Origin of the sequence: Devosia faecipullorum (assembly GCF_015158295.1) — a bacterium.
Taxonomy (GTDB): domain Bacteria; phylum Pseudomonadota; class Alphaproteobacteria; order Rhizobiales; family Devosiaceae; genus Devosia; species Devosia faecipullorum.
Genome location: NZ_JACDXV010000002.1, coordinates 739590 through 753504, shown reverse-complemented (window position 1 = coordinate 753504; position 13915 = coordinate 739590). Strand labels below are relative to the sequence as shown.

The window sequence follows — 13915 nt, the reverse complement described above, 5'->3', positions numbered from 1 at the left end:
TCTGCCACATCTCGTTGGGCCGCACCGTTTTGGTGTGGAACGCATCTGCCGCCTTGATCACCACATAGGCCGGGCTGGTGATCAGGTCGTGGGCCTTGAGAAGCCGGTAAACGCTGGCTTCGGACACGAAGTACCCCTTCTGGTCGGTGAAGCTCACAGCCAGCTCCCGAGGCGAGAGTTCGGACTCTTCCAACGCCATCTCGATGAGCTGATCATGGACGGCAGTCGGGATCCGGTTCCACACCCGACTGGGTGCCGAAGACCGATCTTCTAGTGCTTCAGGACCGCCACCGAGGTAGCGGTCATACCAGCGATAGAAGGTCCGGCGCGGGATGCCCAGCCGGTCCAGCGTGCGTTTTGTGGGCAGGTGCGACTGCTCAACCAGATTGATGATCTCGAGCTTTTCGGATGCGGGATATCTCATTCTGGCTCGTCCCCATCCGCGATCATGCTTTTTTTAAGCAGACGGTTTTCCAGCGTCAGGTCGGCAACGCATTCCTTGAGCGCACCAGCCTCTCGGCGCAGATCCTTGACCTCATCACTGGTCGCAGCACGAGCAGTATCGCCCGCCAGTCGGCGCTTGCCGGCTTCCATGAACTCTTTCGACCAAGTGTAATACAGGCTCTGCGCGATGCCTTCCTTGCGGCACAGTTCGGCAATGCTGTCTTCGCCGCGCAGACCATCGAGAACAATCCGGATCTTGTCTTCAGCTGAAAAGTGCCGTCGGGTCGCCCGGCGAATGTCCTTCACCACCTGCTCGGCAGGCTTTTTGGTGCTCGGGGATTTAGCAGTCATCTTGGTTCCTTCGTCAGACGACGAGACCAAAACACTCCTTAAAGCTCAACCCTCAATCTGTGCCATGGGCGCTGACGGGGAACAGATCAGCCCCTTGCTCAATGAACTTTACCAGCGTCTGCGCCCTCATGCGGACTGGCGGACGATCGATTATAGTATCCGCGGCGATGTCCGGCGGTTCCTCAGCTTAAGGGTCGGAGATGGCCTGAACCCTCAGTTTGTGTTCAGCAGTGGTCAGCGGCGCGCGGCGGGATTGGCATTCTTGCTGTCTGTCCATCTGGCTCGCGCCTGGACCCCTTTCCGTTCCCTCCTTCTTGATGATCCAGTCCAGCACATCGACGACTTCCGGGCGCTCCATCTTGTTGAGGTGCTTGCAGCGCTCCGCCTCGATAGCCGGCAAATCATTTGCGCGGTTGAGGACCCCGCCCTCGCCGATTTGCTTTGCCGACGCTTGGTCAGCACAACCGACGAGCCCGGTCGAAGATTCGATATCGACCTCGGGCCGGAAGGCGCAACGAGCGTCCTGACCGCTGCGGATATCCCACCTATGCCAGTTGGCGTGTTGCGCGGTGGGCTTCAGGTTGTCGGCGGAACCTGATGCGACTGCCAGTTTCCTGTAGAGGGAGGAATCCGCCCGTGAGCGCACCAAGGCTGGCGAAACTTGTGGGGGAAAGCCTTCCCCTGCGGCCGAGCCCTTCTGCGGGGGCACCCCGCAACGCCCCGGGAGTGAGAGTGCGGAGGGGTTTTCCGTGACGGGTTGAGGACTGGGAGAGAGGCTTCCGGTGCCCGTCGCGGAGACATCCCGATGGCCAGACAGGACCGCGCTCGCGCAGCCGGCGCCCGCAGCAATCTCTACGACGACATCACCAACAAGATCATCGGCGAGCTGGAGGGCGGGCGGCTGCCCTGGGTCCAGCCCTGGGGGACGGCAGCGGCGAAAGCACCGCTGGCCATGCCGAGGAACGCCGCGACGGCGCGGCAGTATTCCGGGATCAACGTCCTGATCCTCTGGGGCGCCGTGGTCCAATACGGCTACCCGACCCAACATTGGCTCACCTTCCGCCAGGCCCTGTCGCTCGGCGGCAATGTCCGCAAGGGCGAGCGTGGCACCACCGTGGTCTATGCCGACCGTTTCACCCCCGAGGACGAGAAACGCCGCGCCAGGGAAACAGGCGAAGAAGCAGGCAGCATTCCCTTCCTGAAGCGCTTTACCGTGTTCAACGCGGCGCAATGCGAGGGTTTGCCCGAGGACATTGCCGTTGAAGCGCCACCACCGCCGCCCGGCATGATCGAGCCGAGAGTCGAGGCACTGATCGGCGCAACCGGCATCGACGTCCGCATCGGCGGCGGTCGTGCCTTCTATGTCCCGTCGCTCGACTACGTCCAGGTGCCGCCGCCGGCTGCCTATTTCGAGCCGATCAATTGGCACAGGACGGCCCTGCACGAGATGGGACACGCCACCGGTCATGTTTCGCGGTTGGGGCGGGATTTTTCGGGCAGCTTCGGCACCAAGAAATACGCCTTCGAGGAACTGGTAGCCGAGATGAACGCGGCTTTCTGCTGCGCATCGCTCGGAATCGTGCCGACCGTGCGCCATGCCGATTATATCGGTTCCTGGCTCGAAGTGCTGCGCGAGGACAATCGCGCCATCGTCCGTGCCGCCTCTCAGGCCAGCAAGGCTGCCGACTGGCTGCTCGCACATCTGCCCGACGAGGAGCGTGCCGAACCGCGCGATAATCTCATCGAGCGGAGGGCTGCGGCATGATCCTCCTGACACGCACACAGCGCGCGCAGCTCCTCGCCAATGGCCGGCAGAGCGATGTGGATCACATCCCCGTCGTCAAATTCTACAATCCCCTTGGCACGGGTGTCTGGCTCGCGACCGAGCTGGATGAGGACGGCGACATCATGTTCGGTCTCGCCGATATCGGCTATCCCGAACTCGGCAGCTGGTGCTTCGGTGAACTGGAGGCGATCCGGCTCCCCTTGGGCATGGGGATCGAGCGGGACGTGCTCTTTACCGGCCTGTTCCCGATCTCGATTTGGGCAGAAGCGGCGCGCATGGCTGGCAGCATTCGCGCAGCCGAGCAAATCCTGTCCGCCCGGTTCCGCAGTGGTGCTGCGCGGCAATTGGACCCCGCCGATACAGAAAACCGGAAAGCCTGAAATCCGGCTGTCTGGCTTTGCGCTTTTGCGCCGCTCTCTCTGAGGTAGAGGGCGGCGCCTCTCGTCGTGACGTGGTGAAAGTTCCGGTGCCGTGCCGGCTGCCCGTCGGGAACCACGACCATGATGCGACACATGAGGAAACTCGCCATCAATCCGCAGCCTTGCCAGTTTTCAGCGCAGGAGCGGGCCGTTGTCTACGAGGCGCGCCAGATCCTGCTGCGCCATCTCAACCAGAATCCGGTTCTGTCCACATGGCAGGCGGTTCTGGACTATTGTGCGCTGACCATCCGCAGTGATGTCGAGCGCTTCCATGTCCTCTATCTTGACCGCAAGAACCGGCTCATCTCGGACGAATGCCTTGCCATTGGTACGGTCGATCATGCCCCGGTCTACCCCCGGGAAGTGCTGCGTTGGGGTCTCGCACTTAACGCCTCCGCGCTGATCATCGTCCACAACCATCCTTCTGGCGATCCCAAGCCTTCGGCCGCCGATCTCGCGATGACAAAGGAGATCCAGAAGGCCTGCGCGGCTTTGGGGGTGACGCTGCACGACCACATCATCACCGGTGCCGGTCGGGAGACCAGCCTGCGCGCCCGCGGTGATATCTGAAGGACGATGATGTGGTCGGTGGGCCGCCAGGAGAGGGAAAGGAGGGATGGGATTTCGTGACGGGCTGATAGCCGGAGAGAGAGGCTCCCCGGCGTCCGTCATGGAGTAACTGACATGGCCACTGCCGTTCAGAAGATCACCCTGTCGTCGTCGCGCGACATTCCATTCAATAAGCTGGTGCTGAGCCAGTCCAACGTCCGGCGCGTCAGGGCTGGCGTCTCGGTCGAGGAACTGGCCGAGTCCATTGCCCGTCGCGGTCTGATCCAGTCCCTGCATGTCCGCCCGGTACTGGATGACGATGGCGTGGAGACCGGCATGTTCGAGGTGCCCGCCGGCGGCCGCCGCTTCCGGGCGCTGGAACTGCTGGTCAAGCAAAAGCGCCTCGCCAAGATCGCCCCGGTGCCCTGCGTGGTGTCGGAGGCAACCGGGGATGTGCTGATCGACGAGGTGTCGCTGGCCGAGAATATCGAGCGCGCCCCGCTGCATCCGCTCGACCAGTTCCGCGCTTTCCAGACCATGCGCGAGAAGGGAATGACCGAGGAAGCGATCGCCGCTGCCTTCTTCGTTGACGCGAAGGTGGTGAAACAGCGCCTGCGCCTCGCATCCGTTTCGCCCACGCTGCTCGAGACTTACGCCGAGGATGGCATGACGCTGGAACAGCTCATGGCCTTCACCGTCAGCTCTGACCATGCCCGTCAGGAACAGGTCTGGGAGGTGATCAAGGACGGCTGGCAGAAAGAACCCTATACCATCCGCCGCCTGCTGACCGAGACCACGGTGCGCGCCGCCGACAAGCGGGCGGTGTTTGTCGGCATCGACGCCTATGAGGAAGCCGGTGGCTGTGTACTGCGCGATCTCTTCCAGCAGGACGATGGCGGTTGGCTCCAGGACCCGGTGCTGCTCGACCGACTGGTCGGCGAAAAGCTGAAGGCGGAAGCGGAAACCATTGCCGCCGAGGGCTGGAAGTGGATCGAGGTCGCCATGACCTTCCCCTATGGTCACGATCACGGCCTTCGCCCGCTTGTCGGCACCACGGTCGATCTGACCGAGGACGAGCGTGCCGTCCGCGAGGCGCTGCGCGACGAATATGACCGGCTCGAAGCGGAATATGCCGAGGCCGACGAACTGCCCGACGAGGTCGATACCCGTCTGGGCGAGATCGAACAGGCGCTGGAGGTTTTCGAGCGTCGTCCGATGACCTTTGACCCGGACCAGATCGGCAAGGCAGGCGTCTTCGTCAGCATCGACGCCGATGGCACCTTGCTGGTCGAGCGCGGCCATGTTCGCCCCGACGATGAAGCACCGGCGGAACCGGAGGCGGAAGTCGTCGATCCCGAAACCGGGGAAGTCCTCCAGCGGGCCGAACCGCAGGCCAGCCACCAGCGCGCGGTCATCATGCTCGGCGGGCAGTCCCCCGAGCCGGAAGAGGAAGACGAGACCGATGCCATCAAGCCGCTGCCCGACCGGCTGGTGAGTGAACTGACCGCGCATCGCACCTTGGCGCTGCGGGATGCCACTACACTGCGGCGCCGCTCAATACGGGCGGTGCCGCTACTCGATCACGTAGCCCAGCGCGCGATAACCCGCCCGTCGCTTCGCGGCCATCCGGGCGAGAACCGGAACCGTCGGATCGACATAGTCCACGACCAGGACATCCCTCTTTCCGTCGTGCTCACGATGCAGCCGCCCGACATACTGCGCCAGGGTCCCCTTCCAGGCGATCGGCATCGTCAGGAACAAAGTGTCGAGGCGAGCATCATCAAAGCCTTCGCCGATATAGCGGCCTGTCGCGAGGATCAGGCGCTCATGATCATCGGAGACATTCAAGGCAGTGCTGGCGGTCTTGCGATCGGTCGCCGACATGCCGCCGCGCAGGACCACGAGATTTCTCACGAATGGCAAGAACCTCTTCTGAAGATAATCGAGGTGGTCTTTCCGCTCCGTCAGAACGATGGGCGAACGCTTGGCCTCAAGCGATTTCAGCACATCATCGAAGATCAGATCATTCCGGGCACTGTCCTGCGCCAGCGCCGCATAGATCGCAGGCATCGACGGCCGTTCGGCCGAGGCTAGCGATGTCGGAAGTTCAAACTGCGTCGCGCGATCGCGCGCGCGATGGCGGATACCACGCTCTGCGGCCTGAACCCGTGCATCGACCCTATGGCGAACAGGGCCACATTGCATGAAGATGATCGGATGGTGTCCGTCCTTCCGAGCAACCGTCGCCGACAGGCCGGCGACGTATCGCGCCTTTGACCGCCGGGCGACAAGCTCAAAGCTGGCTGCGGACAAGTGATGACACTCATCGATGATCAAATGACCGTAATCAGCAACGATATCATCGACTTCTCCTTTGCGCACCAGGCTCTGGATGAGCGCAACATCGATGACACCCGTCGGTTTTCTTTTCCCGCCGCCAATAATGCCGATTTGCTTTGGATCTATCCGCAAGAAAGTTCGTAGACGTTCCACCCATTGAGTGAGCAACTCTCGTCGATGGACCAGAATGAGCGTGTTTCGGGCACGGTGCGCAACGAGCGCCGCCGCGACGACTGTCTTGCCAAACGCGGTTGTCGCGGCGAGCACGCCGTTCTCATGGGCGACAAGAGCATCGAACGCCGCCAACTGCGGCCGTCGCAATTCGCCCTGGAAGGATACGTCCGCGGGAAGTGCCAAGCCGATTTCGCGCAGATCCTCCAGATCGGCGACTGCTCCATGGCTTTTGATAAGATCGATTGCTTCCTCTAGTTTGATGACCGCGTATGCAATTGCGCATAACTAAACCAGACGGTTTGATTCTCACCCCAAATTTGCCGCTGATCTCGCTAAGTAGAGTGTTGCCGATCAGTTGCCGTCGGCCTGATCCGTGTTATGGCCTCTTGGTGCAGTGAGTTGACGGCAGCTATCCCTGAACGAACAGACCCCGGCACGCATGCACCAGCCTTTTCTATGTTGAGTTGGACGGAGGGTTACCCGTCAACGCTATACTGGGCGATTGTTTCATTTAGGCTTGGCGGGGCCCATCGCCTGCGTTGTTCGGACGATTGGGTGTCAGTTTCAAGTGGGCTGAACGCGATCTCGTTGTCGTGAAGAACTGCGGTTTGAACATTGCCGAAACCGAGTTCCCGAATAGCTCGAAGGGCCTGGTCGGCGGTATAACCATCGGAAAAAACCACAAAATGACGATCGAGAAACCCTGCTTCGACGCCGATGATCATGATCTGGCGAAGCGTGGCGTCATCCCAGTTTTGTCGCGCCACAAAGTCCAGACCGCCCCACTGAACCCGGCGGGCGTCGTTTTCCATCCGGACCAGCAGGGCGGGCCGACAATAGGGGTGGTGCACACGAGCTCGCAAGATTTGATAGGAGCCGGCGCCGAATGGGGCGAACGGCGTTTCCTTGTCGAGGAGTACATCGAGGCATTTCTGCTCGAAATTCTTTTGCGCTCGCTTGCCTGCCGACATAGGTGAGGCGGTTTGCGGTGCCATGTTGTCAAAGAGCCGTGAAAGCCCTTCATAACGCAGTACCGGCTTTGATCTCAAAAGGCGCAAGGTCGCTTCCCGGTCGCGGCGCCAAAGCTTCGCCAGCATTTCGGCATGAGAGAATTTGGGGACGCCCAGCCATTCGGCCGTAACTGGGTCGGTCCGGGCAAGTTCATTAAGGAATACCATCCCGGCAATCATCCGGCGGAGCTGATTTGCGGAATAGCCCGACAATTGCTCTGCCCGATGGATTGGCGACATGCCGGAACTGTCAGGTTCGGCCTCCAACTGGCGCACATTACGGGCAACTTCGACCCACGGAACGTTGCGTTTTCGAGCAAATTTTAACGGTTCCATTGGCAGGGCCTTAAGACCGATGGCGTAAGGGATGAAGATAGGTAGTTCGGGTAAATTTAGTACTTAGTACAAATATGTTACCAAACCAGCAAGGGAAGGAATCCACAATGCGCATCATCGCCATTGCGAACTCTAAGGGCGGCTGCGGTAAATCCACGCTTTCCATCAATCTGGCCGTCGCCGCCCTTAGAGTTGGTATGACGGTCATGCTGATCGACTGCGATCCACAGGGAACGGTCAGGGATTGGGGCGAGATGCGGACGCGGGAAGGGCCGCTTGTGCTGGCGCATGATCTCCGGGATTTGCCGAAGTCGATCGCCAAGGCAAAGTCCGATGGATACGATCTGGTTCTGATCGATGTTGCCGGGCGGGACGATGCGGGACTTTTCGGGTTGTTCCGGCAGGTGGATTTTGTGCTGGTGCCGTCAGCGCCGTTCAATATCGAGCTGCGTGTGACAAAGCCGGTACGGCGCATGGTGGCTGCCTCAGGTAAACAGTCCAGGATTGTCCTGGTCAGGACTACGGACCCTCAGGCTCGGCGCACGCGCACTGCGATCGCGGCACATCCAGACCACTTTGCCGGTGTGGCCTTGCGGTACTTGGTGGCTTATCCCGATAGCTATGCGCTTGGCGAAGGCGTTCAGGAAACCTATCCGACGAGTGTCGCTGCCGCCGAGGTTGCAGCGCTTTTCGACTATGTCCTGCAAGAGACCGGAGGAGGCGCTCATGGCTGATCGGTCCCTGCTGGATATTGATGACATGCTCGATCTTGGATCCAGCAGCGCGCTGCTTGACGCGGTGATCCGGCCGATCCAGCACACCGATCCAGCAGATGGAAACAATGTGCGGATTGTGGTGGACTTTACCTTCCGCCTACCGCCCGCGGTTCTCGATGAGATCCGCGAGATGGCCCGCAACCAGGGTTGTACAGTCAATGCGATGATGGCTGGGCTGGTTGATCTGGGGTTGCAGGCGCGCGGGCGCCCGGGTATTGCGGCGCGCCATCCTGAATATGTTGCCTATCTCCAACGCGGCCGGCGCGGCGCCCTCTGAACCGATCCGGTTGACAAGCGCTCCCATACCCAAAACCATGGCCTCATGGCCTCATGGCCTCATGGCCTCATGGCCTCATGGCCTCATGGCCTCATGGCCTCATGGGATTGGTTGATCCGGAGGTGAACGGTGTTCGGCCTTTGTTTGCGGCGGCTTGCTGGACAGCGTGGAGCTTGGCTGCCTACCGAAAAAGGACATGGCAGGGCCGTTGGTGTCTCCATATCGCCAAGCGTTAACCATGCGATCGCCGGGCGTCTTGATTTTTTTGAACCGGTTCCTGATCTTCAACAGCGTCGGGACCAAACGGCTCGATATGGTCGGCACCGCCTTCTTCCAAAGGGCGGCCGACGGAAGCGCTTCCAACACTTCCGCCAGCCTGACCATGCATCTCACTGCCATAACAGCGAGGCTTACATGGCTAACTCTTCTTCTACCGGCGCTGGTGCGCTGGGCAAGTCTTATCCGCATCCTTTCCAGACCGAAGCGCCGTCGCTGATTGACGGAATGGTGCAGCACGCGCTGGTTTCGCCTTCCATCCAGGTCCAGATTCTCAGTATCGTGGACGAAACCGGCAGTGCCACCATTGGTGATATCACTGACGAATTACCGGATCACCCCGATCCGGTCGGAGCCGTCATGGTCATGGTCGGTCTCAAAATTCTGGTGCTGGACCCGTGTGGCGTGCTGGACGCCCATACACTGGTCCGCCGGGCCGATCCCGAGCCGGATCCCGATGGCGCCGCCGGACCGGTTTCCAAGGTTCCCGGCGGATCGGGCTCTCCCATCGTCTCGTCCGCCGCGTCCGCCATCCCGGTTGGTATGGAACATATAGAGGTCAGTCCGTTCCGTGCGAGCCTCGTGGTTGGGTCCGAGCGCCGCGCTTTCGCCCGTATGGAAAAATTGCGTCGTCCCGGCATCTACGGGCTGGTGAGCGCTTCTGCCATTTATATCGGCATGGGCGGTGACACCGGCCTGCGGATCGCCTCCGGCCAGCAGCCGATCGAGAATATCGACACCATCTTCGCGATCACCGATGCCAACGGCAATCTCTCCACTGATGATGCCCGCGTCGCGGAACGAATTCTGTGGTCGCGCGCCAAAGCCAGCCGTGAACGGGTGGTGATCAACGGCGTCCCTGATGGGATCGCGGTTGATCCGCAGCGCTACAGCGAGATCGATGCCTTTGTCGCCCAGGCTTGCCTTGCTCTGCGCCATGCCGGCATCCTGTTCACCCAGGGTTCCGCTCGTTCGGTGCTCGCCGGGCCGCGCACGGAACCGGGCCGGGTCGCCCCGCTGCGTCCGCTCAACAACATTCCCGACGGCGAGATTCTGGAACTGTGCTTCGGCGATGGCCTTGTCGCCTTGGCGGCACGCCACGCCGAGGATCGCTGGACTTTGCTGCAAGGATCCGATGTGCGGCCCGAAGCGGTGGCCAGCGCCAATGCCAGCACCCGCTACCTCCGTGCCTCGTGGTTGCATAGCGGGCTCTTGGCGGCGTCCCCGGATGGCCGGAGCTTTGTGGTCAAGCGCGATCTCGTGTTTGCAAGCGGTAGCGCGGTGTCCCAGTTCTGTTGCGGCGCCAAGGGCCGGGGGCTTGCCAGCTGGAAACCCATCGACCCCGATGGTGGCTACGACCCGAATACCGCAGCGCTCATCGCCGGGTAGCGGAAACACGCATCGCTCAATCGCTTCCATCCTGAATACGCCGACCGGTCATGACGAACCGGTCTGGCGCCTGGAGATTCATACTATGTCCGGCTTGTTCGACAATAACGACGATATCGACGACGAGATTCCAGAGTTTGACGCAGACGGCGCAACCGAACCATCGCGGGAGAACGCTGCACAGGCCCTTGCAGCGCTTGCTCTGGAAACAGCGCTCGCGCGACAGGCGAGGGCGGCAATCAAGCGTCAGCCGACCTTGGTCATCATGCAGGTGCCCAGCTCCGACTGGACCCACATCATTGCGGCAGCGGTCAAGCGCATGGACCGGGCGCCGGTGGTGCGCAGCGTCATCGAGCGTGTGCGTAAGGGGGGTGTCGACCACCGTATGGGTGAAGAGGAACTTAGTTATCTGCGTCAGGGGCTCAGCGTGCTCTATATCTCGCAGAATCCCAAGGGTCTGCTCCATGAAGCGGTGCTGTCGTCGGTCGATGTCACCGTCACCATTCCAGATATGACCCAGGCCATGCTGCGCAAACTGATCCGCCGCGTTACCGGGGGCGTAGCGCGTGGCGTGAACGATGACATGGTAAAACTTGATCTGTCAGTGATCCTGAGCACGGTTCGATCTGAACTTACGGCGGGAGAATGTGTCGCCAATCTGCGCCGTGCTGTGTCGCGTCGACCCGAGCCGACGAGATCGGCGGTGCCTATGCTGACTGACCTCCCATTGACCAAAGCGGTTCGTACTTGGGCTGACCAAACTTTGTCGGACCTCGATGCCGTCGGTGCCGGAAGCCTTGCGCCAGCGCAATTGGTTTTTGCTCTGCTGGAAGGCCCGCCGGGCACCGGCAAGACGTTGATTGCCGAGAGTCTGGCGCAGACGTCCGGGTGGACTTTTGTTCCGAGCTCTGTCGGCGCATGGTTTGCTACTGGAGACGGCGCGCTTGGTGGCGTGGCCAAAAATCTTAAGGCCTTTGTCGATCAGGTCCTCGCCAGTGAACCGGCGATCGGCTTCCTGGACGAATTGGATGCGCTCCCCAACAGAGCCACGATTGACAATCGTGGGCGCGACTGGTGGACCCCCGTGATTACGCTTTTCCTCACCGAAATCGATCGGCTGCGCAGTTCTGGGCGCCAGATTTTGCTGCTCGGCGCCAGCAATTACTATGAGCGCCTCGATGCGGCGCTCATCCGACCAGGACGCATGCAGCAGCGCGTCAGTGTGCAGCCGCCGCAAACCGACGCCGAGGTCTGCGCTGTCTTACGGCATTATCTAAAGTCCGATCTGACCGATGCCGATCTTGGCCGTCTGGCCCGCATTGGCAGGGGGGCCACGCCGGCAATGGTGGAAGGCTGGGTCAAGCAGGCGCGCAGTTTGGCGCGCGCCGAAAACCGCCCTCTCAAGCCCGGTGACCTTCTGGTCCAGATTGTGCCGGACGATCACCGTACTCCCGAGGACATTCGGACAATCGCAATCCATGAAATGGGTCATGCTGTTGTTGCTCATCGTCTCGGCCATACCGTGGAAAGCGTTTTATTATTCCCGCTGGTGAAACGGGCGGTCGGGTGTGGAGCAAGCTCGTGACAACCATTCCCACCTGGCAGGGTCTGCTCGATATTGCTGCCGTGAACCTTGGCGGACGGGCCGCCGATATCGTGTTGGGTGACGGCCCCAATGCGGGTGCCGAGAGCGATCTGGCCAATGCTACCGCACTCATTCTGTCCGCTTACGAGCGTCAGGGGCTGCGCGACAGCCTGGTGTCTGCACCGGTGCTGAGCATGCGCGCCGCCGACACATTCCTGGCAGTGGATAGTGAACTGCGTCGTCAGCTCCGTCGCGCCATGACAATCGTCAGGGCCGATCGTGAACAGGTGGCGCAACTGGTTGAAAAGTTGATCGAAGATAGAGTGCTCTCTGGCGAGGATGTCGCAAATGGATTGGGTACGCGAACGCTCGATCTGCCTGCAAAACGCCGCAATATCGGGGCGAAGGCCCCGGCTCCCCCCCGCCACGGTGTGAAGACTTCATAGCGTGAGTTCTTGGCCGCTATTGCTCGGAAATGTAACCGGGCCAACTGCCGAAAAGTTGGGGGCCAGGATCGGGGCGGGATTCTTGCAAGGCGCGCGGTTACAGTCGCTCTACTGTAACATAGCCGGCAGATAGAAATGACCAAAGACGAGAACTATCCAGAATGCCTTCGACGCGGTGATGCTGGTGGCCATGTGCAGACGCGGACAGCGCAGACTGAGAAACGCTACCGGAAACGGTATGAGGGGATGGCGAAGACCTGGTGCCGCCAGCATCGGATGGACGAGGTGACCCCTTTTGAGCTGGCACAAGATATTGGCTACCGATCATCAGACCTCAGCGCAAATGCCCTCCGACAGTACCACGCTGCCATCCGCCAGTGTCTTCGCGATCTCTGGAACGAGGGCACAATCACCCTGGGTGAGGTCGAGCGCGTGGATGCATTGTTCCGTCAGCAGACGCCCATGTCGAAATCTGCAAAGGGCAAAGCAGGCGGTAGGAGCTCGGCGGGGCGGGCCAAATCGATAAAGCCAGAAACCCTGTCGTCCTTGGTCACCGAACTTCTGTTCAGTGCTACCGCCACCCGTCGCATTGCCGCAGCCCTGCTCGAATATGGCGTCGAACTTGCCACGCGTCCTGGCGAGTTCTTGAGCATGCGCGAGGACCCGCTCGGCAGGCTGTGGGTTCGCTCCGCCAAATATTCCAGAACCAACGCAAAAGGCTTGCAGCCAGCCCGCATGCTCATCCTCGACAATCTTGCGCCCTTCGAGATCTCCGAGCTCAAGGAAATTGCGGCGCTGCTTCTGATCGAGCGCGACAAGGGAGCGACAATTGCCAGCCTTTTGCGCCGCTGCCAGCATGCCATTCGAGAGGCCCGAAAAGCCGTTGGCGGGCGCTCCCGCAAAGTCACCGCCTATACCGTCCGTCATCAAGCCCGCGCCAATATGGCGGCTTCGGGGATGACGCCTGAAGAGGTCGCTGTCGTGATGAACCATGCCAGTGCCATGACCGCGCAGTCCCATTATGCCCCGGCGCGCAGTGCCTGGAGGGGTGCCCGTGGCATGAAGCCGCTGGCCGTCGATCCCGATCTGGCCGCCAAAGTCAGGGCGGGCAACCGATCGCGCGGCTGGACTGCTCAGCAGCTGAGAGGACCGAAACCGAAATAGGCTGGCGTGGGTGAACGACGACAGGAAATAAACCACCCATGACGGTAAGAGCCTTTGCTTTCTTGGCCACAGTGTCGTGGCGCTGGCGTCAATTCCTGCAGATTGCGCGCCGGATCAGGCAAGGACCTTTATTGCCGAACGTGGCCTTAGCTTCGACACGTGAGGAGCAACCTTGTCCGTTCGGTTGCAGACTCAGGAAAGCCGATCTCGTAAATATCTGATTTTTTCTACAAAAATACGTTTGCGCTAAATCGGAAAGTGGACAAGCCTATAGCTGCATCCCTCGAATTGATCGTTTCGATCCGGAGGATGCCGCTCAGGGGCAGGTGCCGAAAATCTCCCGCATCGACCCGCGGTCGATCCCTGATGCGTAGGCCGCGGGTTGGTGCGGGACACCACGGTCTTCATGGCGTCGAAACCCTCCGGCTCGCCGGCGCCAAGTGCGGATTGCACGCAAAGGCCGGCAGTAGAAGAACAGCGCCTGTGCACCGGCGCACATGATAGAGAAGAGACCTCCCGGCGCTCACGCGAAAGGGGCGTCAAACGCGGCAGGTCGGCCGGCAAGGATAAGGTCTATTCCGTCGACTGGACTC

General features: G+C 60.9%; 13 protein-coding genes and 2 pseudogenes. 11 read left to right on the top strand and 4 right to left on the bottom strand.

What is annotated here, in order from left to right; translation table 11 throughout:
• Positions 1 to 795: pseudogene (locus H0482_RS09325) on the bottom strand (transposase); the annotation flags it as partial.
• 187 nt (positions 796 to 982) lie between these two features.
• A complete protein-coding gene (locus H0482_RS09320; RefSeq protein ID WP_193729731.1) occupies positions 983 to 1504 on the bottom strand; it encodes a hypothetical protein in 522 nt (173 codons plus the stop codon).
• Positions 1505 to 1600: 96 nt separating this feature from the next.
• Between H0482_RS09320 and H0482_RS09315 the strand changes: the two genes are divergently transcribed.
• From H0482_RS09315 to H0482_RS09300, 4 genes are all read left to right on the top strand, one after another.
• Positions 1601 to 2560: an ArdC family protein gene (locus H0482_RS09315; RefSeq protein WP_193729730.1), complete on the top strand. Its 960-nt coding sequence runs from the start codon at positions 1601 to 1603 to the stop codon at positions 2558 to 2560.
• Positions 2557 to 2961: a DUF2958 domain-containing protein gene (locus H0482_RS09310; RefSeq protein WP_193729729.1), complete on the top strand. Its 405-nt coding sequence runs from the start codon at positions 2557 to 2559 to the stop codon at positions 2959 to 2961. The genes H0482_RS09315 and H0482_RS09310 overlap by 4 nt, the downstream gene beginning before the upstream one ends.
• A gap of 132 nt (positions 2962 to 3093) precedes the next feature.
• Positions 3094 to 3570, top strand: a complete 477-nt coding sequence (locus tag H0482_RS09305) for a JAB domain-containing protein (RefSeq protein ID WP_210319120.1) — start codon at positions 3094 to 3096, stop codon at positions 3568 to 3570.
• A gap of 114 nt (positions 3571 to 3684) precedes the next feature.
• Positions 3685 to 5643, top strand: a complete 1959-nt coding sequence (locus H0482_RS09300) for a ParB/RepB/Spo0J family partition protein (protein ID WP_230989517.1) — start codon at positions 3685 to 3687, stop codon at positions 5641 to 5643.
• Between the two features lie 198 nt (positions 5644 to 5841).
• Here H0482_RS09300 and H0482_RS17060 read toward each other — a convergent pair.
• Positions 5842 to 6156: pseudogene (locus tag H0482_RS17060) on the bottom strand (DEAD/DEAH box helicase family protein); the annotation flags it as partial.
• Here H0482_RS17060 and H0482_RS16910 point away from each other — a divergent pair.
• A complete protein-coding gene (locus H0482_RS16910) occupies positions 6046 to 6318 on the top strand; it encodes a hypothetical protein (RefSeq protein ID WP_330998247.1) in 273 nt (90 codons plus the stop codon). The pseudogene H0482_RS17060 and the gene H0482_RS16910 overlap by 111 nt on opposite strands.
• 221 nt (positions 6319 to 6539) lie before the next feature.
• Here the strand turns inward: H0482_RS16910 and H0482_RS09290 are convergent, their stop codons facing one another.
• Positions 6540 to 7409, bottom strand: coding sequence for a hypothetical protein (locus tag H0482_RS09290; protein ID WP_193729727.1), 870 nt, complete (start codon positions 7407 to 7409; stop codon positions 6540 to 6542).
• A 107-nt stretch (positions 7410 to 7516) separates the two neighbouring features.
• On the opposite strand from H0482_RS09290, the gene H0482_RS09285 reads away from it, so the two are divergent.
• From H0482_RS09285 to H0482_RS09260, 6 genes are all read left to right on the top strand, one after another.
• Positions 7517 to 8143: a ParA family protein gene (locus tag H0482_RS09285; RefSeq protein WP_193729726.1), complete on the top strand. Its 627-nt coding sequence runs from the start codon at positions 7517 to 7519 to the stop codon at positions 8141 to 8143.
• Positions 8136 to 8462 carry a hypothetical protein gene (locus H0482_RS09280; RefSeq protein WP_193729725.1) on the top strand — a complete coding sequence of 109 codons (327 nt, stop codon included), beginning with the start codon at positions 8136 to 8138 and terminating at the stop codon, positions 8460 to 8462. Before H0482_RS09285 ends, H0482_RS09280 begins: the two co-directional genes overlap by 8 nt.
• A gap of 414 nt (positions 8463 to 8876) precedes the next feature.
• The gene (locus tag H0482_RS09275) at positions 8877 to 10127 is read left to right on the top strand and encodes a class I SAM-dependent methyltransferase (protein WP_193729724.1); all 1251 of its coding nucleotides are present in this window, start codon (positions 8877 to 8879) and stop codon (positions 10125 to 10127) included.
• A gap of 85 nt (positions 10128 to 10212) precedes the next feature.
• On the top strand, positions 10213 to 11712 hold the full coding sequence (locus H0482_RS09270; protein WP_193729723.1) for an AAA family ATPase: 1500 nt from the start codon (positions 10213 to 10215) through the stop codon (positions 11710 to 11712).
• Entirely contained in the window at positions 11709 to 12158 is a 450-nt protein-coding gene (locus H0482_RS09265) for a M41 family metallopeptidase (RefSeq protein WP_330998246.1), read from the top strand. Before H0482_RS09270 ends, H0482_RS09265 begins: the two co-directional genes overlap by 4 nt.
• Positions 12159 to 12293: 135 nt before the next feature.
• The gene (locus H0482_RS09260; protein WP_193729721.1) at positions 12294 to 13322 is read left to right on the top strand and encodes a hypothetical protein; all 1029 of its coding nucleotides are present in this window, start codon (positions 12294 to 12296) and stop codon (positions 13320 to 13322) included.
• Positions 13323 to 13915: the final 593 nt, after the last annotated feature.